Here is a 22,666-nt window from a genome sequence, read left to right on the forward strand (position 1 = left end):
CTCGCTCGGGACCCGCAAAGTTGTCGTCTTCGAAGGCGCTATAAAAGTAGACTACCACGGCTACCCCACAATGCACAGTGGTTTCGATCAGCGTCAGCGTCAAAAGAGGGCATGGGCACAACTGATTGGTGCTATGTCATGCGGCGCCACGAAGGGCCCGAGCTTTCGGTGTCGGAGGGGGGACTTGAACCCCCACGCCCGTATTGGGCACTAGCCCCTCAAGCTAGCGCGTCTGCCAATTCCGCCACTCCGACGTGGACGCCGGGAAACCGGCGCAGAGGGCACCCTATCGCGGCGGGTGCCCGGGACTCTATGAGATTGCCAACGGGCCTATACGGCTGCCGGCCAGCGGGAGAGGGGGGATCCCGCTGGCCGGCTGGCCGTGGCTGGGCTCAGGTCAGGTCGAACCGATCCAGGTTCATGACCTTGGCCCAGGCTGAGGCGAAATCACTGGCGAACTTCTCCTCGCCGTCGTCGCAGCCGTACACCTCGGCTATGGCCCTGAGCTGCGAGTTGGAGCCAAACACCAGGTCGGCCGCGGTGGCCGTCCAGCGGAGCTCGCCGGCTGCGGAGTCCCGGCCCTCGTAGACGCCGGGCTGGTCGACTGAGGCCTGCCACTCGGTGTCCATGGTGAGGAGACGGGGGAGCTTTCCACGTCGGTCTGCTCGGCGACATCCCCGTCGCGTCGGACGCTCGGACCGCAGCAGGCGAACCCGACGCCGATCACCCGAAGCCAAGGTATGAAGGCACCGGAGCTACGACATCGGCAGTCTCCGCGACCACCATCCACGGTCCGAAGAACCCCACGAACGCGGCGGTTGGGGCGTACCCGATCGCCGCGAACAAGCGAGCCGGCTGCTGCAGGCCCGCGGGCAGCCGGGCTGCCCCGCGCTCGATGAACGACCGGCCTGCCCCGTTCACCTCCTCAGAGTGCAGGACCAAGGTGTAGAAACTCGCGTAGGTCGCGACGAACACCATCTCGAATAACGGGAATTGGTACTGGCTGCCGGCATTGAGCGTCAGCACCTCCCAGCTGCGCGGATAGGAGTAGATCTCGAGCCCGATGAACGACCACTCCACAACGAGGTCAATGAGACACAAGACGGCGAAGGTCGGAGCCATCGCCCGAGCGAACGACCATGAGGGATTCCGGCGCCGCAGCCATCGAATACCGGCGAGCTGTAACGATCCGAGACCGATGCCGAGGTACAGGTATTGCGACGGCGCCCAGAACAGGCCCTCTGCAAATCGGGTCGGCCCGTTGTGGCCGGGAACGTATTCGGCCCACGCCCCGAGGTTGATGGCGTGGTGGCTCCACGCAAACGCGTACTCCGAGTAGTTGATCATGGTGTCGATCGGGTACGCCAGCAACCCGCCGACCACCAACATGCCGGACAGGGTCAGTCGACCCGCTTCTCGCCACGGCAGATACAAGTAGCGATAGAACGTCCAGACGATCAGGACGACGCTGACGAACTCGATTAGCCGGAGCGCCGCCACCTTGTAGGGGCTGATCTCGTCGGGTCCCGCGATCGGCATCGGCGAAAACGCTTCACTGTCAGCGACCCACCGTCCGAGCACATATACGACGAGCGCCATCCAGACCAGGCCGAGCATCGACCAGGCCAGCGACCCCGAGCTGGCAGATTCCGTCTGGCCCCTGCCGGTTGGGCCGCGCTCACTCGTGGCCGTCGCGGGCGTCATGGCGTCATCTCCGTGCAGCCAGGCTCAGTCCGGGGGTCTTTCACCCACGCGAGACTAGCCGAGTCGCGTTCCGCAATCTAGCGACGTTTGGTTCGGGACGAGCTGATGTCCATGGCACCCGCCGGCACTGCGGCAACTCTGGCGAAGAGTAATCGATCAGTGTTAGTTTGACGCTGTCGCTGAATGCCGAGGAGGTCGCCATGGACATCAACTCGTTCCCTCAGCCACCCGTGGGCATGGAGATGGACACCACCTGGCAGGCGGTATTCACCATCGGTCAGGCGATTCCGGCCACGATCATGATCATCATCGCGGTGCGGATGCTGCGCCGGTACAGCACTCCGATCCCGCTGCTGTGCCTGGTGGGCGGCGCCGTGGCGATCCTCATCGAACCCATCGTCGATGTGCTCGGCCTGGTGTGGTTTCCCCGCGAGGGTCAGTGGGTGCTCCTCGAGGTCTTCGGACGACCCCTCCCGGTCTTCCTGATCGTCTACGTGTGGTTCGTCGGCGGACAGACGTTCCTGGTCTGGCACCGGATGGAACGAGGCGTCTCGACGCGAGAGATATGGCTGATGTACCTCGCCTTCACCATCATCAATATCCCGACCGAGACACCAGGTCTCTACATGGACCTCTACACCTACTACGGAGCGCAACCGTTCACTCCCTTCCGCCTACCCCTGATGTGGCCCATCGTGAATGCGCTGATGCCGCTCGCCGCCGCGACCGCCATCTACCGGTTGCGGCCGTACCTACACGGCTGGCGGGTCGTGGGCGTGGTCGCACTCGTGCCGATGGCCGACGGCACCGTCAACTTGGCGACAGCGTTCCCGCTGTACATCACGCTGAACACGAACCTCGGCTTCAAGGCGACCTACCCCGCCTTCTTCGTCATGCTCGCGCTCGCATTGTTTGTGGTGAAGATCATCACCATCGCCGCAGCGACCGACACCGAGCAACCAGAGCGCTCCTCAGTCACCCACGACCGCCAGGCCGCGGTAGGCGCCGGATAGGCGCCGCCGGACCCTCAGCCATCGCGCTCACGGTCCACCCACGAAAGGGGATCGTGGACTCGTGGGACTGCCTCATTGATCGCGATCAGTGCTGCGTTGACGATGCTTCCCGCGACAATTCCGACCAGTTCGTACAGGTCTGCGATCGTTCCCGACTCACCGAATCGATCCACCCCAAGGGCGAGTTGGGGGCTTCCGAGGGCCGACCCGATCCAGGCGAGGCTGTGGCTGGCCGCGTCGTGGACGCTCACGATCGGCCGCAAACGCTCGCCGGAGGGCACGAGCCGATGCAGATGGCTCGGTTCGCGAACCGTTGAGACGTCACGGACCATACCGGCATAGGTCCCCCGCCAGCTTCGGTACACGCGATCTGGACTCGTCAGGTGGACGACCGTGGCGGTGACGCCCTCCTCATCGAGTTCGGCCGCGGCCGCGATCGTTTCTGTCACTACGGCGCCGGTGCTGACCAAGGTGACCGCGGGCCGGTCGTCTGGCTCCGGGTCGATGAGTCGGTAGCCCCCCGCGAGGACGCTCCGGCGCAGCTGCTCCTCGCCAATGCGGTCCAGGGCGGCAGCGAAGGGTCCCTGGTCGATGGGACGGGTGGAGAGGCGGAGGTAGGTGCTCGACCCGTCTGCTCTCCAAAGCTGGTCGAGCGCGTCACACAACAGCCAATCGACCTCGGTTGCAAACGCAGGCTCAGCGTAGTGGAGCCCGGGCAACTCCGCGCCGACCGACGCAGTGATAGTGGACTGGTGGGCTCCCCCTTCGGGGGCCAGCGTGACGCCCGACGGAGTACCAGTGACGATGAAGCGAGCATCGTTGTAAATCCCGTAGATGAGGGCGTCGAGCCCTCGTAGCACGAATGGGTCATACACGGTCCCGATCGGAAAGAGCCGTTCTCCGTGGTGCTCATGACTCAGGCCGAGTTGGCCCAACAGCATGAAGAGGTTCATCTCGCTGATGCCCAACTCGATGTGGCGACCGCCGGGCGTCGGCGCCCACTTCAACAGGCGGTCACCGCCGCCGTGGTCGTCGCGGACGGTGGGTGCATAAACGCCGGTCTTGTTGATCCATCCGCCGAGGTTCGTCGAAATCGACACATCGGGCGAGGTCGTCACGATCCTGGGACCCAGCTCCTCGACCTCGGCAAGCGACGCAAGGACACGACCGAAGGCCTCTTGGGTCGATACCTCACCATTCGTAACCACAGGACGACTTTTTTGGGGCACGTCGTACTTGCACCGGCGACGGTCTCGCGAGTTCCTGAGCGCTCGTCCGATGCGGTCACACAGTTCGGCCGGGCCCGATCCATGTGGGAATGGATCCCACTCGTTTGTCGGCTCGAGACCTACTGTGGCCCTGAGGGCGTCGATTTGATCTGCGGTGAGCAGGCTCGCGTGATTCAGCGGGTCGCCCGCGATGGGCAAGCCCCACCCCTTGATGGTGTAGGCGAACAGCACTGCAGGCTTGTCGCGGACACCGTCACACTCGCGCAGCTTTCGCGAGAGCAGTTCGAGGTCGTGACCACCGAGGTCGGTGACCAACGTCGCCAGCTCCTCATCGCTGTGTCGGTCGGCAAGTCTGAACACCGCCGTGTCTGCCTCACTGCACAGCTTTGCCCGGACCTCAGCCGGGCGCAGCGTGAAGAGTGCTTGGTATGCCTCGTTCGACATGGCATCGATGTGGGCGCGGAGAGCGTCTCCGTCGGGTTCCGCGAACGCCGCGGTCAGCCGAGAGCCGTACTTTGCTTCGGCGACATACCACCCGGCATCGGCGAAGAACCGCTTCAGCCGCTGCGCGGCGATGTCGGGTACGACCCGATCCAAGCTCTGCCGGTTGAGGTCGACGATCATGGTGAAATCGGCCAGGCCCTCGGTGGCAGGATCGGCGATCGCCTCCCACACGTTGCCCTCGTCGAGCTCGGCATCGCCGACGAGCGCGAAGAACCGCGACCGTTCGCGCTCACCGAAGTGTGAGTTGACGTAGCGCCGCGTGAGTGCCGAGAACAACGGGGCAACGGCGCCGAGCCCCACCGAGCCGGTCGAGTAGTCGGTGACATCGGGATCCTTGGTCCTCGACGGGTAGGCCTGGAGGCCGCCGCGCTGTCGCAGGGTCGGCAGGTAGGACCGATCGAGCTCCCCGATCAGGTACTGGATGGCGTGGAACACCGGCGACGCATGCGGTTTGACGGCGACCTTGTCGGCGCTGTGGAGGTGGTCGAACCACAGCGCCGTCATGATCGAGACCATCGATGCGCACGAAGCTTGGTGACCTCCGACCTTGATTTGCCCGCCGCCGCGTCGGTTCGCCACATCAACGATTCGGGTGGCGAGCCAGAGCACGCGCTGCTCGATCTGCCGCAGTGTTTCGAGTCGTGCGACCGCCTCGTTCGGCTGCGCTGCGCCGGGCTCAACGGTCATGTTGCGGATCGAAGCCACGGCGCCTCGTTCAGGGTCTTCAACGACACTTGGCCAGAACGACTGACCATGACGCGTGCGAGCGCGGTGTAGTCCGCCGCGACCGCGCTTGCCACCTGCGGGGCGCCCACCAGATGGGCGATGGCATGCATGACCACGCCGCCGTGACAGACCGCAGCGACTCGTTGCCCGGGGTGGTTGGCCACGAGTGCATCGGTGCACTCGACGACCTGGCTGATGAACCCTGGGTCCTCCAGCTTCGACTGGACGTGGTCTCGGTACTCCGCTGTCATGCGGCCGCGATCTGGCGGCATATAGGACGGGTCGTCACGGTCGAACTCTGCCAGCCGATCATCGGTCTTCGGGGCGACACCGATGGTGGCCGAGAGCGCTTCGGCGGTCTGCCAAGCTCTCTTCATCGGGCTGGACCACAGCGCATCGATCTGTTCGCGGGCGAGGTAGTCCGCCATGGCTGCAGCCTGGGCCCGACCTAGTTCACTCAGGTCAGGGTCTGCTCCCGTCGGATCGAACTCGATCGGGGAGGCTTCCCCATGACGGATGAGTATCAGCTCCACTACTCGCCCTCCGCGGCGTCGGACTCTGTGTCGGACAGGTAGCCGGCGCGGTGACCCGATAGGAAGTCGCCTCGGCGTTCTGCGGCCTCGCCGAGCAGATTGAGCTCGTAGGTGTAGCTGAGTTCGGCGCGGTACCGAGTTAGGATCTCGGCCAACCCGGCTGATCCGTTCAGCGCCCGCTTGAGGTGCCGCACCACAATGGGCGATTTGTTCGCGATCGTCTGGGCCAGGCCCATCGCCTCCTCGCGCAGCGACGACTCCTCGACCAGCCGGTAGACGCTCCCGTATGCCTGAAGCTCCTCGGCGCTGAAGGGTTCAGCAGTCAGCATTGCGGCGCGCAATCGCTTCTCCGGCAACAAGGCCGCTGCCTGAACCCCGCCGCTGGTGGCGCCGTTGTCCACCTCGGCCAGGACGAAGCGTGTGCCGTAGGCGGCAACGATGATGTCGCACATCGCAACGATCAAGACACCGACGCCGATGCAGTACCCATGGACCGCGGCGATGACCGGGACGGCGCATTCGGCTGCCGCGAAGCTAGCTTCTTGTGACCCGCTGGCTTGGCCAAGGATGCCGTCGTGGCCCGACAACGCCTGTACTTCCTTTACATCGCCGCCACCGCAGAACCCCTTCCCCTCTGCACGCAGCAGCACGGCGCAGACATCGGGTCGGCGTTCGACCTCAGCGAGCCGATCGGCGAGATCGTGCAGATCGGCGATGCAGAGTGCGTTGACGGGTGGGTGCTCGATCACGAGCTCGAGTACGCCGTCGGGATGGTGGTGTGCTGTGATCGTCATGGGTACCTCGCAGCGGAACCGAACAGTGGCGGGCACGGTTGGGAGTCGTTTGCCAAAGGCAACACACGGCTCCCGCTGGTGACTCTGGCAAGAGACTAGTCAGCTCGACATTGCAAAACCAAACATCGTTTGTTAAATTGTCGCCAGACCGGTTCGACACGCGGCCGGCGAGACGTTCGGGAGCCGGACATGAAGCTCAGCCTGATGACCCTCGGTGATCGTCTGCCAGACCCAGTCACCGGCACGACGATGACGCCGAAAGAGCGCTACGACATGTTGCTCGACTCGGCTGTCCTCGCCGATGCACTCGGCTTTCACAGCATCAACCTCGGAGAGCACCATGGCCTGGGCTACGAACTCTCGGCCCCACCTGTCGTGCTCGGCGCGATTGCAACCCAGACCACCCAGCTCCGCCTGTCGACGGCCGTCGCGCTGCTCGCCAACCTCGATGCCTTTCGCTTGGCCGAGGACTATGCCACCGTTGACGTGATCTCGAACGGCCGGGTCGACATCGTCGTCGGGCGTGGCAACTTCTTCGCTTCCACATATGAGCTCTTCGGCCAGAGCGTCGACGAGTCTCGGGCTCGCTTCGACGAGAACCTCGACCTGCTCTGCCGACTGTGGAGCGGCGAGGAGACCCACTGGCAGGGCGAGTTCCGGCCGCCGATCAACGGCGAGCCGCTGATGCCCAAGCCGCTTCAGCAGGGCACCCCACCGATCTGGGTCGGAGGCGGCAGCTCGGAGGATACGGCCCGCATCACCGGCCAGCTCGGCCTCAAAATCATGCTGCCCAGCGCGTTCGGGCCCCCAGAGAAGTTCCGCGGGGCCGTCGACGTCTACCTCGAGGCCTTCTCCGACGCTGGTCACCACCACGAGCCCGAGATCGGCGCGAGCTGGCATCTCAACGTCGCCAAGACGAGCCAGGAAGCGCGTGCGCGCTGGGAGCCGCGCTATCGCGGCTACCACGCGTGGACTCAAGACCTCCTGAAGAAGGTGAACCCCAACGTTCCGGAGTTCCTGTTGAAGGGGTTCGACTACGAGTGGCTCTGTGCCAGCGGCCCTGCCGTGGTCGGAAGCCCCGCAGAGGTCGCTGAGAGGCTCCACAAGCTCGGCGACATGCTTGGCGCATCGCTCCACCTCTGCTATGTCGACATGGGTGGGCTGCCCGCTGGCGAATACCTCGAGATGGTGCAGCTGCTGGGCGACGAGGTCCTGCCAGCTCTCGCTGACAAGTAACGGGCAAGTCAAACGGGCCAGAGGGGGCCACATGGGGGCAATCGACAACTGGGAGACGCTGGATCCCGGCGGGCTTCACTGGGAACGCGAGGACGTGCACTGGCCCGGCAGGCTCTCGCGGTGGTGCAGCCGCATCATGGTGCACGACTACGCGCGAGGTATCGAAGAGCTCGCTCGAGACCGGGGCTGGCTCATCCAAGGCGTCGGGATACGTGAGATCGACGGGTGCGTGTACTTCGGTGTCATCCCGATCGGCGGGCGAAACCTGCCCCAGCCGCCGCGATGGCTCGCGCGGATCGTAATGCCGCTTGCGCTCAAGGTCATTCCCGAATTCCGCCGGCGGGTGAAGGCCCTCGATTGGGACTACGACACGAACTACTGGGCAGGCGTCATCGACGACTGGATCACCGAAGGAGAGTCGGCCCTGCTCGCGGAAGCAGACCGACTGCTCTCCGCGGACCTCCCCGGCCTCAGCGATGCCGACCTCGCAAGCCTCGCCGTCGAAGCGATGGACCACGCAGGCGCTTGCATGAAGGTGCACTTCCACCTGCATGGCGCGGGCATCCACGCCATCTCCATCCTTGGGCGAGAGCTCACGGCGGACCACGGGTTCAGTACGGCGGAGTTCGCCGGGCTCTTCGTCGGCTTGAGTGATGCGACGACGGGCCCCGCCGCTGCACAGCAGAACATCGTGGATCACGTACGTGCTGCGGCCGCAGAGGACCTGCTCCGCCACGCGACGACGCTCGACGATGTGCGAGACATCGACCCCGCCGTGGGCGATGCCCTCGAGGAGTACCTCTCCTTCTGGGGCCGGCGAGCGATCCGCTACCAGGTCGCCTTCCCGACCGTCGGCGAGCGACCGGACTGGATCCTGTCGGCGCTGCAAACCCAGCTCGACAGCCCGTCCGGCACGCCGGATCACCGGAAGCAACAGACACGACAGCGAGAGGCGGCCGAGACCCGTGTCCTCGATGCCCTCGGCGACACGGCTTCCACACGGGCACGAATCGCTCTCGCACAGAAGGCGGCCCCAATCCGTGAGGGCAACGAAACCGCGACAGTCGCGCTTCCCGCGGCCGCCGCTCGCTTCATTGGCCTCGAGTTGGGCAGCCGTCTGGTCGCCCGAGGACATCTCGAAACAGCTGAACACGCCTTCGACCTCGAGGTCGAAGAAGTCGCCGCCTTGTTGACCGCCGGCCCAGAGAGCCCCGCCGTCCCGGACAACCCTCGTGAGCTGGCTGCGACCCGCTATGAGCACCGCACCTCGGACACACCCGAGCCGCCGCGCGAGTTCGGCAAACCCGCTAAGCCGCCTGACGTTGCACTCTTCCCGCCGAGGGTGGCAGAAACGATGGGCGCTCTGCTTTGGTTGGTCGAGAAGGGCGGTGCCGGCGCGGACGCGTCAGACGACGGCGATGCCGCAGCCGCCGCAGCGACCGCGGCGGTGGAGACCGAGCCGGGCGCGCTCCGGTTCGATGGCGTCGCTGCGTCCACCGGCGTCTACGAGGGTCCGGCCCGGATCATCGGCGGCGAGCATGACTTCAACAAGCTGGAGGACGGCGACGTGATGGTGTGCCCGATCACCTCGCCGATCTGGTCGATGCTATTCCCCAAGATCGGGGCATTGGTGTGTGATGCGGGCGGCCCTATGAGCCACCCCGCGATCATCGCTCGGGAGTTCGGAATTCCTGCCGTGCTGAACGTACAGAAGGCCACCGAGACCATCAAGGACGGACAGGTTCTGCGAGTGGATGGCGACCGTGGCATCGTGCTCGCGGTCGCCTGAAGCCGGCCGCGTGTTACTTCGGGTCGGTGGGTTCACCGACCGATGTTGCATCCGCAACGGCCCGAGGGCGTCGATGAGCTCAGCTCGGCGAGTCTCGTGCACGTGCACGTGCTCACGCCGATGCTTCCCGAGTCCGGAAGCCGCGATCACTCATCCACGAGCCGATCTCGCCAAGGGCTTCTGCGAGGTGGGCGCGTCCGTCGGGGCCGGCGAAGTAGTGGTCGGCGTGAGCCACTGTGTAACTCGAGAAGTCCGAGGAGGCGATGGCGGCTTCGATCTGCGCTGTGTGTTCCACTGGGCACGCATCGTCGGCACCGGCGGTGATGAGCAACGTCGGGATGTGGATCCGTGGCCCCGCGTCCACGATGTCTACCTGCGCGTCGTCATAGCTCCACTGGCTGAGCCAACTCCGGAGCGACGTGAAACGCCCCAGCCCGGCCGGTGAGTTGTTGACCACGCCAGGTTCGCCCATATAGGTCATGTTGGGCTTGCGGTCATTCGGATCCACGGTGACATCGAGCCAACGAGGGTCCGCCATGGTGCCATGGACCACGAAGCTTCGCTCCTCAGCGAAGCGCTCTTCGGCGACCAACGCAGCGAGTTGCTCCTTGACCCAGAACGTGATCCGACGGTTCCTTTCCAGCTGCGCTTCGCGATACTCGCTCAAAAACCCATCGCTGTATGGCGGTTGAGCCGCGTTGTCCGGATCGTAGAGATCGAACTCTGGTCGACGTCCCACATCGGGACGCTGCTCATCTGTGATCGAGGCGTCGAGCTGGCCGGTGAGGAGATGGTGGCGGCTTCGATGCGTGGCCATGAGTAGAAGACCGTCTACCGGCAGGAGCTCGGCGTCGACCAACGGGGTCCGCTCGCCGGAGGCGGTTGTGGTGATAACCCGTTGCGTGCTCTCTGCGACGTACCCCGCCATCACCGCGCCACCACCGCTCCAGCCGGCAAGGACGACCTTCTCGTACCCGAGGCGCTCCCGCGTATCGCGCACACAGGCCCCGAGATCGGCCAACACACTCTCCATCTGCAGAGAAGCGTCACCGGTCGAAAACCGTGTCGCGCATGCGACCACGTCGAAGCCCGAGCGACCCAGCTGCGAAAACATCGGCAGGTAGCCCGGAGCTCCGATCGGATGCATGCCGATGATGGCCGTGTCGGCCTGGGTCTCCCCTCGAAGGTGCTGCGCCTGCAGGACCACGTTGCTCCCGATCGCGCCGTAGACGTCCTTTCGTTGCGATTGCTCGGTGTGGACGATCAGATAAGGCTCCCGTTTGTAGTGCGACACGATGCCCTTTTCCTGTCTCGACACTTTCAAGAACTTACCATACACTGTTAGATTAATGGGAGTACACGACGGGCTACGCAAGATCGGAAAGGTGCTGTCGCGCGGGGGCAAGCCCACACCGATTCATCACCCGTTCGCTGAGCCGCCTGAAGTCGACCGACAGGAACGCCACGCGCTCCTCGGAGGGAAGGGTGCCAGTCTCGCGGAAATGACCCAGCGCGGCCTTCCGGTACCGCCGGGCTTCACCCTAACCACCGAGGCATGCCGTGCCTACCGTGCCTCAGGTTGGTCCGGTGCACTTGAGGACGCGGTGAGCGCCGGGCTCCGCGACCTCGAGGATCGGTCCTCGCGGAGACTCGGCTCCATCGATCGACCGTTGCTCGTGAGCGTTCGCTCCGGGGCAGCGGTTTCCATGCCAGGAATGATGGACACCGTGCTCAACGTCGGCATGAACGACGAGGTCGAGGCCGCCCTGGCCGCCGAGACGGGCGATCGCGAGTTCGCCGCCGATGCCCATCGGCGTTTCGTGCTGGCCTACGCAGAAATCGTCGAAGGTGTGCCGGACGGAACTCTTGGACCGGCAGCCGGCTCCGAGCCCGCCCCAACCGCTCAGGAGCTCCGCGACGCACTCACCAATGCCGACTACGTGGTCCCGACGGACCCCGCCCGCCAACTCATCGAGGCCGTCAAGGCAGTCTTCGGTTCCTGGACCGCACCGAGAGCCGTCGCCTACCGCCAGCACGAAGGCATTGCCGAGGATCTCGGTACGGCCTGCTCGATCCAACGGATGGTCTTTGGCAACCTCGGCCCCGACTCCGGCACCGGAGTCGCCTTCACTCGCCACCCGTCCACCGGCGAATCCGGCATCACCGGAGACTTCCTCGTCGGTGCCCAAGGCGAGGACGTCGTCTCGGGCACCTACCGGACCGAGGCTCTCGACGCGATGGCAATGATCTGGCCCCATGCCTACGAGCAACTCGTCGAGCTCGCCAGCGAGCTCGAGTATGAGTATCGCGACATGGTGGACCTGGAGTTCACTGTGGAGGAGGGCAAGCTCTGGCTCCTTCAAGCTCGGGTCGGCAAGCGCAGCCCAGCTGCAGTCTTCAGAACCGCATTGGACATGGCGGAGGATCCGAGCTTCCCGCTCGAGCGGCACGAAGCCGTGGAGCGGTGTCGCCCTCTGTTCGACAACCCGCCAATGCGCGCATCGATGCCCACCGCGGCTGGTTGGGCACCCGAGGTGCTCGCGACCGGACTCCCCGCGTCGCCCGGCCGTGTTACCGGGGTACTCCACACCGACATCGATCGGGCAATCCGCGAGGCCGAGGGAGGCACAGCCGTCATCCTCGCTCGACCGGAAACCTCTCCGCGAGACGTCCACGGCATGGCAATCGCCACCGGCCTGTTGACCTCACTCGGAGGCATGGTCAGCCACGCGGCCGTCGTCGCCCGCGCCTGGGGACTGCCAGCCGTCGTCGGGGCCGACGACGTCGACGTCACCGCCACCGGCATCATCTGTGCCGGTCGACACGTCGAGATCGGCACGACGGTGACCATCGACGGGTCCTCCGGCGAGCTCCTGCTCGGAGCACACGCTGGCGACCTCTCTCCCCTCCCAGAGGTCGCGATCATCAAGCGATGGGCCCAGGAGGGCGCAACCCCAGGCGCCGACGAGGCCGAGCTGATCGACGGTGAACAACCCGAGCTCGAGTCGCTCCTTCGCCTCCTCTCGATCAAGGGCGCGGCAACGGCCGCGGTCCTCGCCGACGCCCTCGCCGCCACCGAGGCCGCGACGGCGGCCGTCTTGGGTCAGGCCGAAGCGAACGGTCTGGTAACCGAAGGTGCAGGAGTGTGGAAGCCGACCGAGCACGCCGCCAGCGCCACCGCGTCGATGGCCGGATCGCCCAGCCCCGCCGAACGAGCAGCACTCGGAGCCATCGTCGACCGGTTCCATGTTCCCAACCTCGAATTCAAAGAACTCGTGACCCGCTGGCAGATGCGCACGATCGGGGGCGAAACCGTGGTCAACGACCACGCAGACACCGCCTATGACCAGTCGTTGATCCGCACGCTTCGTGACGATGTCCACCCGGCCGTGAGCGCCATCGTCGAGGAAACCGCTGCGCTCGCCGAGCACATGGCGGACTACACGAGACGGTTCACCCGCGCCCTCTCGCGGCTCGAGGGAGGCGACCGCAACTACATGGCACACCCGCTTCTCGACTCCTATCACACCGTCTGGTTCGAGTTCCATGAAGAGCTCATCCGTCTGGCCGGGCGAACCCGCCGCGACGAAGTCGAAGCCGGTCGTGCCTGAGGAGTCCAACACGACGGGCGGAGCGCTCCCCGGGCTGCGCATCCTCGAGGTTGGCCACATCATCGCCGGTTCGTTCTGTGGCAACCTGTTCGCCGACCATGGCCCGGAGGCAGAACTGGAGGCAGCGGTTTGACCTCAGACACGATCGCCCATGACTGGGTCGACCATCACGCGAGTCGCACTCCTGACAACGTCGCCCTCGTCGACGCCGACAGCGGAGAGAAGTGGACTTGGGAGCGACTGAACGACCGCGTCGGACGCCTCGCCACCGCGCTGGGACAGGCTGGAGTGCAACGTGGAGAACGCGTCGCCGTGCTTGCCGAGACCCACCCCAGCATCTTCGAGATCCAGTTCGCCTGCTTCCGTCTCGGCGCGATCTTCGTGCCGCTCAACTGGAGGCTCCAAGTCGACGAACTCGTCACCATCTGCGCGGACGCCGCGCCGGTGGCGATGATCCATGACCAGGTCTGGGCGGCGCGCACCCACCAGATCCTCACCCGCTCCCCCGCAGACCTCGTCTTCGACACCACTGGACTGGACGAGCTTCTCGCGGCCCACCAGCCGATGCCGCCTGGGACGGACAACACCATGGCAACCCCGTGCCAGCTGCTGTACACCTCGGGAACGACAGGCCTCCCGAAGGGTGTGATCTGCACTTTCGGCACGCTGACGTGGAACATGGCGAACGGTGTCCAACCCAAGGGGCTGACAGCCGCTGGAGTCAACGTCTACAACCCGCTCCCGCTCTTCCATGCTGGCGGGCTCAACTCCACGGCGAACCCCGCACTGATGAACGGCGCCCGGGTCACGACGGCCGCTCGCTTCGACCCCGCAGCGGCGCTAGCCGCCATGACCGATCCCGCCAACCCCGCCACCCACATCGCCGCCGTGCCGGTCATGTACCAAGAGATCGCCGCCTTGCCGGAGTTCCGCGATGCCGACCTCTCCGCGGTCCGCATCGCGGTCGTCGGTGGCGGGGCGGCGTCGGCCGACCTCGTCAAGACCTTCCTCGCCAAGGGCATCAAGCTCGAAGCCCACTACGGCAGCACCGAGCTCGGCCCCGCAACCTTGGCGATATCACCCCCTGACCCCGAACTAATGCTCGCGGGCTCGGTCGGCCGTCCCGTACTGCACCAGGCCGTCCGCCTCGTCGACGACTGCGGGAACGACGTGGAGAACGGTGCCATCGGCGAGATCTGGGTGAAGGGGCCCAGCGTCACACCCGGCTACTGGGGTCTCGACAACGCCGAGTTCTTCTCTGACGGCTGGTTCAAGACCGGCGACATGGCATGGAAAGACGAAGCGGGCAACTACTTCCTTGCCGACCGCGCCAAGGACATGTACAAATCGGGCGGCGAGAACATCTACCCCTCGGAGGTCGAGCGACTCGTTCTCGACTCCCCAGCGGTGGCAGAAGTCGCCATCATCGGGATCCCCGACGAGAAATGGGGTGAGGTCGGTCTTGCCATCGTGGTCGCGGCACCCGGCGCGGCACCCACACTGGAAGACATCCACGAGGCCATCGGCGACCGAGTCGCTCGATACAAACTGCCGCACGCGCTCGAGATCGTCGATGAGCTGCCTCGCAACGTCACCGGCAAGGTGGCCAAGGTCGAGCTTCGGGAGCGCTATGGGAGCGCTGATCGGTAGGGCTATGCGCCGGCCGGCGTCGGTTCTCCGTTCGTCGCGTCGATGAGCGCCGCAAAGCCCGCGATGATCGATCGCGCCACGAGGTCGAACGTCTCGTCGTGGTCCATGCTCGCCTGACGGGCGAGCGCGAAGAGATGCGGGTAGTCCTCTTGCCAGTCGGGGGCATCGTCGGTGTCTTCGGCAGCATCGATTGGGCTGGCATACATGACGGTGCCAATCGCCAACGCCTCGAGGCTTTCGAGCAACGGGAGAACAAGCTCGCGGGTGACACCTTGGACCGCGAGGAGCGCGGCTGTCGCGTTGTGTTCACGGAGGCCGATACGCATCGCGTGGCGTCGTACGAGCAACGGCATCAGATTCGGGTGCGCCAACAAGGCACGACGGAACTCGAGTAGGTTCTGCAGCAGCCACTCCTGCCAATCGGCAGCGGGATCTGTGGGCGTGCGCACTCCCTCGAGGGCGAGCGTCGCGACGCCGACAAGAATCTCGTCCTTGTTCCGGAAGTGGTGGTAGAGCGAGGCACCGTTGATGCCCAACTCCTCCGCCAAGCGGCGGATCGTCAGCGCTTCCAACCCTTCGCGGTCTGCGATCGCCAGTGCGACATCCAGCGTCTTTCGCTGCGAGACCAGCGAAACTTTCGGTCGGGCCACAGGCTGCTCCTCGTCGTGGTACGTTTGGTTACGAGGGTTCACGGTACCACGCAGATCACCCAAGATGCCTGCATTAGCCCACATCCAGATTATCCATCGTTGTTTGATACGGTAGGGCGCGTGGTGAGGCCCCGCTTCGTCTGAGTCAGCTGCTGGCGCGGGCAGCGTCTTTCACCGCGGAACGGGTCACGATGCCCTCGTAGTCGGGCTCGGTTGCCGGGGAGTCGTCCCCGAGGAGACGCTCAGCCTCGCTGCGATCATCGGGGCCGAGCACTCGTGTCGGCAACGCCCACTCGACCAGCGAACCGTCGGGATCACGGGTGTAGATACTGACGATGAAGTCGTGGTCGACCTCGACGACATGGTGGCCATGATCGAGCCAGCGTTGCTTCTTGGCATCGAGCTCGGCTCGGCTGTCGACCTGAAACGCAACGTGGTTCACCCACCAGGGCAGGCCCGCGCCTGTGGAGATGCCTCCGGACCAATCGTCTGCCTCCAGCTGCTCCCCCTCGAGCCCACGGAGATCCCAGATGGCAAAGAGTGTGCCGTCGCCGATGTTATAGAAGATGTGCTTCGTCCAGCCCCCGCCTAGGGCTTCGCGCTTCACGACCTTCACCAACTCGAAGCCCATCGCCTCGGTGTAGAATCGGTGCACGTCCTCGAGGTTCTTTGCGGCGACGGCCAAGTGGTGTACGGGCATCCTCCAACCTCCAAAGACAGAATCTAACAATGCTTGGTTACGCTGCGCCAACCCACCTCAAGACAGCGTCAGAAATCAAAGGTCACGACGGAGCGAGCATGGGTCCCCGCGCGTAGGCGCTCGTATCCCGCGTTGACGTCATCCAATGCGATGTGCTCCTCGATCAATGCGTCGAGCTCGAGGCGACCCTGCAGGTACAAGCGGGCCAACATCGGGATGTCGTCGGTGAACCGACTCGACCCCATGATCAACCCTCTGATCGCCTTCTGGCGGAAGACCATCGGGCCGCCGGGTATCTCAATCGTAGCATCGGCCGCGGGAACACCGATGATGTATGCGGTACGCCCGGGCGCGGCAATGTCGACCGCCTGGGCGATCGTCGCCGGCAAACCGACCACCTCGAATGCATGGTCGACACCGCCTCCCGACGCCTCGAGAACCGCCTCGGCGCCAGGTCCGGCGCTGGCATCGACGACGTCGGTCGCACCGAACCGACGAGCCAGCTCGAGCTTGGCCGGCTCGGTGTCGACAGCGAAGATGCGCTCCGCACCAGCGAGCCGCGCCCCTTGGACCACGTTCAAGCCCACACCGCCGCACCCGATGACGGCAACCGTCTCACCCACACGAACACGCGCACCGTTGATCACCGATCCCACGCCGGTGAGTACGGCGCAGCCCAACAACGCAGCGCGATCGAGCGGCACCTCCTTCGGGACAGCAACGACAGCGTTGCGGTGAACCAACATCTGCTCGGCGAGGCCGCCGAGGGAACCAAGCGGGTAGAGCGGTTGGTCCGACCAGCTCAGGGGCGGGTCACCCGCGCCGCGCCCGATGGCTCGGCGGCGAGCACACAACCAAGTCTCGCCATCGCGGCAGCGAGGACACGATCCACAGAACTGGGAGGTACATGTGACCACGTGATCGCCGACCCCGACGTTGGTGACCTCACTACCCACGGCTTCCACGATCCCGGCGCACTCGTGGCCGATCACGGCCGGCAACGCCGCTGGCAGGTGGCCGTCGAGCACGTGGACATCGCTGTGACAGAGCCCACACGCCGCCACGCGGACGAGCACCTCGTCTGGGCGCGGCGCGGCGATCTCGACATCCTCGATCCGCAATTCGCCCGGGGTCTGGGTGAGTACCGCTGCTCTAATGGATCCTCGCTCACTCATTGGTCTCTCCTCATCTGGCCCGGCATGTCGCCGCTCAACTCGGGCGCAGGAGTTCGCCACCGTCGATGACGACGACTTCGCCTGTCATGTAGGAAGCGCGATCGCTCACGAGGTAGACCACCAGGTCGGCGATCTCGTCTGGTTGAGCGATCCGGCCGAGCGGGTTGAGCGCCAGGTCGTTCCGCTCGATGTACGAAACGATCGGTTCGACCAAGACGGTGTCGACCTTTCCAGGAGCCACCCCGACCACGCGGATCCCGTAGCTAGCCCACTCCAACGCCAACGTCCGTGTCAACATCGTAAGCCCCGCCTTCGAAGCGTTGTAGGCAGCGAAGCCGACCGACGGATACATCGAGGCGGTGCTGGTCATGTTCACGATGACACCGCCCCCACCGGTTCGCATCACCTCGCTGCAACGACAGGCCAGGTACCAGGGTGCGGTCACATTCAGGTCGAACGTACGGCGCCACACATCGAGATCGATCTGCTCGGCGCGCGAGGGTGGCGGCAGGACTCCGGCGTTGTTGACGAGCACGCCAACGGCCCCGTAGGCATCCATCGCCACATCCACGAGCCGGTCGAGCGCACGATGGTCCGTCGCATCGGTGGGGACCGCGAGCGCCTCGCCGCCGGCATCGGCGATGTCGGCAGCTAACTCTTGGAGCGCCTCGCCGCTTCGCGCCGCCAGGACCACGGGTTGGTGTTGGGCGACCGCGAGGGCGCGAGCGACTGCGGCACCGATCCCGCGGCTCGCTCCGGTGACGATTGCGGCGCTCACGTAGCCATACCGCCGTCGACGGGCAGGACCGCACCGGTGATATAGGCGGCCTCGTCGGAAGCGAGGAAGCCGACCGCCGGAGCGATCTCGGCTGGGTCAGCGAACCGTCCCAACGGGATGTCTGCGGCCAGCCTGGCTCGTGCGTCTTCGGGCACCGCTTCCACCATCGGCGTCAATGCGTTCGGCGAAACCGCGTTCGCGGTTATGCCGAATCTTGCGACTTCGCGGGCTACCGTCTTGGTGAAACCGACGATTCCCGCCTTCGCTGCCGCATAGTTGGCTTGGCCGATGTTGCCCCGCAACCCAGTGTAGCTGGTGACGTTGATCACTCGGCCGCTGCCGCGTCGCCGCATCGATGGGATAACCGCGCGTGTGACGTTGAACGTGCCGGTGAGGTGCACGTCGAGCACCGACGACCATTGCTCATCCTCCATTCGCCAAACCACCGCATCCCGCGTGATCCCAGCGTTGTTGATCGCGACGGAGACCTCTCCGGCCCAGTCGATGGTCGCATCGATGGCCGCGGCAGTGGCTGCTGCATCGGTGATGTCCACCTGGAACACTTTCACGCATTCGTTGCTCGACCAGGCCTCTTCCAGCATCGAGGCGTTCCGGTCGATCGCAGCCACAGAGGCATTGGCGTCGACGAACAGCTCGGTGATCGCGGCACCGATCCCCTGCGCTGCTCCGGTCACGACGACGACGTGGCCGGTGAAATCGAAGGCGGTCGTCATTGCGCTGCTCCCGTGGTCTCAACCGGGACCGCGACCGGTCCGCGGACATGGCCGGGCGTCCACTCGACCTCCTCAGGGTTCGGCACGTGGAACGTAGGGAACGCCCCGATGAACTCCTCGAGCGCGACCCGCAACTCCAGGCGGGCGAGGTGGGAGCCCAGGCAACGGTGGATCCCCAGGCCAAACGTTGCGTGGCGGTTGGCCGCACGGTCGATGACGAATTCATCCGCCCGGTCGAACGCTGATGGATCCCGGTTGGCGGAGACAAAGGGCAACAGGAGGCGTTCGCCGGCCCGAATCGGACAGCCGGCGAAGTCGACATCGTTGGCGGCGATCCGTCCGACGGCGACAGGGGCGTAGAACCGCAGCACCTCCTCGACCGCACCGGGGATCAGCTCTGGCTCAGCGACCAGCCGAGCGAGATCTGCCGGGTGGCTGCCGAGATGCCAGAGCGCGGTGCCCAAGGCGCTCCACGTCGTGTCGATACCGGCCACGACGAGGAGGTACGCCATACCGACCGCCATCTCGTCGGACAGCGGCTCGCCGTCGATCTGCTCGCTTGCGACGATCGTCAAGACATCTGTGCCGTCGCCTCCTCGGCGGTTTTCGAGCAGGGGGCGGAGGTACTGCTGCAGCGCAGCAATGGCATCGTGTCGTGCCCCTGGATCGGCATGTCCCTGTACCATGATCGCCCGTACCCATCCGCGGAACGTCGCGGCATCGGCGGAGGGCAAGTCGAGCAACATCGCCACCGCTTGAGTCGGAATGTGCTGGGCGAAGCGCCCGGCTGCGTCGAAACGGCCGTTCGCCGGCAAAGCTGCGATCAGACTCTTGCAATATCGGCGAAGCTCGTCCTCGAGTCCTGCGATATAGCGTGGCGCGAAGCTCGGCAACAGGACACGCCGATGCTCACCGTGGTCGGGCGGATCGCTGGTGATTGGAGGTGATTTCTTGGTATTCGTACCTGGCGGGCGGACGCCGGTCTCGCGCGAGCTGAAGGCCTCGTGATCCCGTACCACTGCGCTGATCAGTTCGTGGGTCGTAACCAACCAGGCCCCTCCGTAGCGCTCGGTGCGCGCCACCGGACAGGTGTCGCGCAGCGTGGCCGTGATTGAGAACGGGTCCCGCGCCCAAGCCGGATCGGCGTGGTCCCAATCGGTCAACCAGTCCTGCACTGGATCCGTCATTCAGCGGCCTCCTCCAACCGAGTGCAACTGCAAATCTATCACTGTTTGATTAGTGAGGCCAGGCGGTGACGTAGGCGCGTGCGAGCGACGGAAGTCCGGTCACGATGCGTCCGCAACGACGCCAGCGTCGATCCAGGCCTTGATCTCCTCGCTCGACGCGCCGAGCTCTGCGAGCACCTGGGCGGCGTTGACTCCACGAGGCTCGATAGACGAGGTGGTGTCGACGTGTGCGGAGAGCCTTGGGGCCGGTCCACTATGAAGCCGATCGCCGTGCCGGTGCACGGTCCGTCGCTCGACCAGATGCTCGTTGTCGTCTAGTTCGTCGATACCGAGAACCGGAGCAACGCAGGCGTCGACCCCCGCAAACGCGGCGTCCCACTCGGGTCGAGTCCGGTTGAGAAACTCAACAGCGAACCGCCTGCGCAACGCTGGCCAGCGAGTGGTGTCCCACTGTGCGGTGGGGTCCTCGCCTGGAGCGACTACGTGGATCAACGCCGCGTAGAACTGCGGCTCGATCGCACCGACGGAGTACCAGTTGCCGTCACCGCATTCGTAGACACCGTAGAACGGGACAGTCCCCGACAACAGGTGGGTGCCGCGGCGTCCGTCCCACATGCCACTCGCCCGCTCGCCGAACGCGGCTGATAACAGCAACGTCGCGCCGTCGACGATCGATGCATCGACGACTTGGCCCTCGCCTGTCTGTTGCCGCTCGAACAGAGCCAGGATCGTCCCGATCACGGCCATGAACGAACCCGAAGCAAGGTCGCCGAGAAAGGCGAGTGGCACGACAGGCTCGTCGGTTCCGATCGCCCCGAGCAGGCCGGAAGTCGCCAGATAGTTGATATCGTGTCCCGCACGCTGGGCGTAGGGACCCTGCTGGCCCCAGCCCGTGAGGCGGGTGTAGACCAGCCCGGGATTGCGGGCGAGCAACACGTCCGGGCCCAGCCCACGTCGCTCCATCGCGCCCGGCCGATTCCCCTCGAGCAGCACGTCGCATTCGTCAGCAAGGCGGCGGATCACGTGGGGCCCGTCGGGCGCGCGAATGTCGACCACCAACTCGGACTTCCCCCGGCGGAGAAACGCCGCAGGATCGGGCCCGGACGCGTCCGGCCGAAGCACGTGGATCACTTCGGCGCCGTAGTCGGCGAGCATCATTGTCGCGAACGGACCCGGACCGAGTGCGCTCATGTCGAGTACCCGGATACCATCCAGCGGCCCAGCGTTGAACTCACCCATCACCGGTCACCGTATTCCGTTCGATTCACCACGATCCCTCATTGTTGGGATACTCGAGGAGATCGGAGGCGGGCCACAGCGGGCCTTCACCGGGCCAGGCGGCCGGCGGCAAGCTCGCCTGAGGTGACTGCGGCGTTGACGCTCGAGCGGGCAAAGTAGTCGCCGGCAAGTTGGATCGACGAGCGCTCGCCCGTCGCCTCCCGAAGGTGCACCAAATCCCGATAGGTCCCCACCCGAGAGGCGACGAGCGCGGGATCCCATCGCGTCACGACCGCCGTTTGCAGCGAGTCGAGGGGCCAGGCGGGGAAGCGGAGCCGCAGGGTGTCGACGAAACCGTCGACCAATCTGTTGTCTTCGTCGGCCCAATGCTCGTTGCTCCAGTCGGTCATGAAGAACGCCGTCAGGATTCCCCCACCCGGGGGCGTGCGACCGTCGGCCATGTTGTGAGTCAGGCCGACCACCGGGAGGGATGGATCGATCTCGCGGGGGATCAGCACCATCGAGGACGTCTCGTCAGGGGCGGTTGCCAGCCCGAGACTGACGACGATCGTCCTGGAGTGCGACAACGCATACAAGTACTGACGCGCCGCGGGTGTGAGGCATTCGACGAGGTCGGGCACCCGAGACGCAGGCGTGGCCACCACGACCCCGTCGACCGTCTCCGATCGCGGGAGGCTGCCGGAGGTCCACTCCACTTTCGCTCCCCCACCTGCGGGTGACACCCGGTTGACCTCGGCACAGACCTCCACGTCGAGTCGCTGCGCGATTCGATCAAGAAAGAAGCCGACGCCATCGGAGTGCGTGAGCAGACGACCGGCCAGCAGCACCGACTTCATGGCTCCGAACAGGTCCACGATCGACGTTTCGGCAGGCTCGACCAGGAACAGGGCCCGGCACAGGGGGCGGATGAACATGGTCACCACCTGCTCGTCAACGCCTCGCCGGCGGCACCAGTGGTCGACGGATTCGACGTCGAATGGCGCCGCACTCGCGAGGTCGGAGTCGTTCACCGATCGATAGATCCGAAGGAACGGACCGAGCAGCGTCGTGATCCGCAGCTTCGCCCCCGCACTGAGGTGACCCGCCGACAGAAACGTCCACGGACGCGCGCGGTCGATACGGTGAACGGCCCCATCGTGCAGCGTGCCTATGACTGGCGGCAAGCGGTCCACCTGGGCGCCGACGCTCGCGTCGGCCAGTAGGCGCTCCACAGCGTCGTAGGTGTCCGGCAGCGCCCCGGCGCCCACATCGAATCGATAGCCATCCGCCTCAATCGTGCGACAGCGTCCACCAACGCGCTCAGAGGCCTCGAGCACCCGGACCGACCAACCAGCCTGATGAAGACGGAACGCTGCCGAGATGCCCGCGGCACCGGCGCCGACGACTATCGCTCGAGGCACTCGATTTCCCGGAA

19 protein-coding genes, 1 tRNA gene and 1 pseudogene are annotated in these 22,666 nt (G+C 65.4%); 6 read left to right on the forward strand and 15 right to left on the reverse strand.

The features are described 5' to 3' along the window. Positions 1–169: 169 nt before the first annotated feature. From ACOGI7_RS06830 to ACOGI7_RS06840, 3 genes and pseudogenes are all read right to left on the reverse strand, one after another. Positions 170–254: transfer RNA gene (locus ACOGI7_RS06830), tRNA-Leu, on the reverse strand. Between the two features lie 138 nt (positions 255–392). Next, positions 393–638: pseudogene (locus tag ACOGI7_RS06835) on the reverse strand (catalase-peroxidase); the annotation flags it as partial. A gap of 85 nt (positions 639–723) precedes the next feature. After that, a complete protein-coding gene (locus tag ACOGI7_RS06840; RefSeq protein ID WP_419851165.1) occupies positions 724–1,704 on the reverse strand; it encodes a spirocyclase AveC family protein in 981 nt (326 codons plus the stop codon). Positions 1,705–1,871: 167 nt separating this feature from the next. Between ACOGI7_RS06840 and ACOGI7_RS06845 the strand changes: the two genes are divergently transcribed. Beyond that, the gene (locus ACOGI7_RS06845; RefSeq protein WP_419851166.1) at positions 1,872–2,717 is read left to right on the forward strand and encodes a hypothetical protein; all 846 of its coding nucleotides are present in this window, start codon (positions 1,872–1,874) and stop codon (positions 2,715–2,717) included. A 14-nt stretch (positions 2,718–2,731) separates the two neighbouring features. Here ACOGI7_RS06845 and ACOGI7_RS06850 read toward each other — a convergent pair whose 3' ends face one another. From ACOGI7_RS06850 to ACOGI7_RS06860, 3 genes are read right to left on the reverse strand one after another with little or no spacing between them, the layout of a single operon-like run. After that, positions 2,732–5,137 carry a transketolase-like TK C-terminal-containing protein gene (locus ACOGI7_RS06850; RefSeq protein ID WP_419851476.1) on the reverse strand — a complete coding sequence of 802 codons (2,406 nt, stop codon included), beginning with the start codon at positions 5,135–5,137 and terminating at the stop codon, positions 2,732–2,734. Then, entirely contained in the window at positions 5,134–5,709 is a 576-nt protein-coding gene (locus ACOGI7_RS06855; protein WP_419851167.1) for a histidine phosphatase family protein, read from the reverse strand. Before ACOGI7_RS06855 ends, ACOGI7_RS06850 begins: the two co-directional genes overlap by 4 nt. Then, positions 5,709–6,503: an enoyl-CoA hydratase-related protein gene (locus ACOGI7_RS06860; protein WP_419851168.1), complete on the reverse strand. Its 795-nt coding sequence runs from the start codon at positions 6,501–6,503 to the stop codon at positions 5,709–5,711. Before ACOGI7_RS06860 ends, ACOGI7_RS06855 begins: the two co-directional genes overlap by 1 nt. A gap of 189 nt (positions 6,504–6,692) precedes the next feature. Here ACOGI7_RS06860 and ACOGI7_RS06865 point away from each other — a divergent pair, with 189 nt between their 5' ends. After that, entirely contained in the window at positions 6,693–7,739 is a 1,047-nt protein-coding gene (locus ACOGI7_RS06865) for an LLM class flavin-dependent oxidoreductase (RefSeq protein ID WP_419851169.1), read from the forward strand. A gap of 31 nt (positions 7,740–7,770) precedes the next feature. Continuing rightward, positions 7,771–9,528 carry a PEP-utilizing enzyme gene (locus ACOGI7_RS06870; RefSeq protein ID WP_419851170.1) on the forward strand — a complete coding sequence of 586 codons (1,758 nt, stop codon included), beginning with the start codon at positions 7,771–7,773 and terminating at the stop codon, positions 9,526–9,528. Positions 9,529–9,640: 112 nt separating this feature from the next. Here ACOGI7_RS06870 and ACOGI7_RS06875 read toward each other — a convergent pair whose 3' ends face one another. Then, positions 9,641–10,852: an alpha/beta hydrolase gene (locus tag ACOGI7_RS06875; RefSeq protein WP_419851171.1), complete on the reverse strand. Its 1,212-nt coding sequence runs from the start codon at positions 10,850–10,852 to the stop codon at positions 9,641–9,643. Positions 10,853–10,877: 25 nt separating this feature from the next. Between ACOGI7_RS06875 and ACOGI7_RS06880 the strand changes: the two genes are divergently transcribed. From ACOGI7_RS06880 to ACOGI7_RS06890, 3 genes are read left to right on the forward strand one after another with little or no spacing between them, the layout of a single operon-like run. Next, positions 10,878–13,139, forward strand: coding sequence for a pyruvate, phosphate dikinase (locus tag ACOGI7_RS06880; protein WP_419851172.1), 2,262 nt, complete (start codon positions 10,878–10,880; stop codon positions 13,137–13,139). Beyond that, complete coding sequence (locus tag ACOGI7_RS06885) at positions 13,132–13,272, forward strand: hypothetical protein (protein WP_419851173.1); 141 nt, start codon at positions 13,132–13,134, stop codon at positions 13,270–13,272. Before ACOGI7_RS06880 ends, ACOGI7_RS06885 begins: the two co-directional genes overlap by 8 nt. Further along, complete coding sequence (locus ACOGI7_RS06890) at positions 13,269–14,789, forward strand: class I adenylate-forming enzyme family protein (RefSeq protein ID WP_419851174.1); 1,521 nt, start codon at positions 13,269–13,271, stop codon at positions 14,787–14,789. Before ACOGI7_RS06885 ends, ACOGI7_RS06890 begins: the two co-directional genes overlap by 4 nt. 2 nt (positions 14,790–14,791) lie before the next feature. Here ACOGI7_RS06890 and ACOGI7_RS06895 read toward each other — a convergent pair whose 3' ends face one another. The 8 genes from ACOGI7_RS06895 to ACOGI7_RS06930 form a co-directional block, all read right to left on the reverse strand. Then, positions 14,792–15,439: a TetR family transcriptional regulator gene (locus tag ACOGI7_RS06895; RefSeq protein WP_419851175.1), complete on the reverse strand. Its 648-nt coding sequence runs from the start codon at positions 15,437–15,439 to the stop codon at positions 14,792–14,794. Between the two features lie 145 nt (positions 15,440–15,584). Beyond that, positions 15,585–16,124: a VOC family protein gene (locus tag ACOGI7_RS06900; protein WP_419851176.1), complete on the reverse strand. Its 540-nt coding sequence runs from the start codon at positions 16,122–16,124 to the stop codon at positions 15,585–15,587. An 83-nt stretch (positions 16,125–16,207) separates the two neighbouring features. Further along, positions 16,208–17,314 (reverse strand): Zn-dependent alcohol dehydrogenase, encoded by a 1,107-nt coding sequence (locus tag ACOGI7_RS06905; RefSeq protein ID WP_419851177.1) that lies wholly within the window; start codon positions 17,312–17,314, stop codon positions 16,208–16,210. Positions 17,315–17,348: 34 nt separating this feature from the next. Then, positions 17,349–18,092 (reverse strand): SDR family NAD(P)-dependent oxidoreductase, encoded by a 744-nt coding sequence (locus ACOGI7_RS06910; protein WP_419851178.1) that lies wholly within the window; start codon positions 18,090–18,092, stop codon positions 17,349–17,351. Continuing rightward, the gene (fabG, locus tag ACOGI7_RS06915) at positions 18,089–18,826 is read right to left on the reverse strand and encodes a 3-oxoacyl-ACP reductase FabG (RefSeq protein WP_419851179.1); all 738 of its coding nucleotides are present in this window, start codon (positions 18,824–18,826) and stop codon (positions 18,089–18,091) included. The genes ACOGI7_RS06910 and fabG overlap by 4 nt, the downstream gene beginning before the upstream one ends. Then, complete coding sequence (locus tag ACOGI7_RS06920) at positions 18,823–20,013, reverse strand: cytochrome P450 (protein ID WP_419851180.1); 1,191 nt, start codon at positions 20,011–20,013, stop codon at positions 18,823–18,825. The genes fabG and ACOGI7_RS06920 overlap by 4 nt, the downstream gene beginning before the upstream one ends. Before the next feature lie 99 nt (positions 20,014–20,112). Beyond that, positions 20,113–21,252, reverse strand: a complete 1,140-nt coding sequence (locus ACOGI7_RS06925; protein WP_419851181.1) for a CaiB/BaiF CoA transferase family protein — start codon at positions 21,250–21,252, stop codon at positions 20,113–20,115. An 86-nt stretch (positions 21,253–21,338) separates the two neighbouring features. Further along, on the reverse strand, positions 21,339–22,652 hold the full coding sequence (locus ACOGI7_RS06930) for a protoporphyrinogen/coproporphyrinogen oxidase (RefSeq protein WP_419851182.1): 1,314 nt from the start codon (positions 22,650–22,652) through the stop codon (positions 21,339–21,341). Between the last annotated feature and the right edge of the window lie 14 nt (positions 22,653–22,666).

Origin of the sequence: Candidatus Poriferisocius sp., from assembly GCF_965204145.1 — a bacterium.
Lineage (GTDB): Bacteria > Actinomycetota > Acidimicrobiia > Acidimicrobiales > Bin134 > Poriferisocius.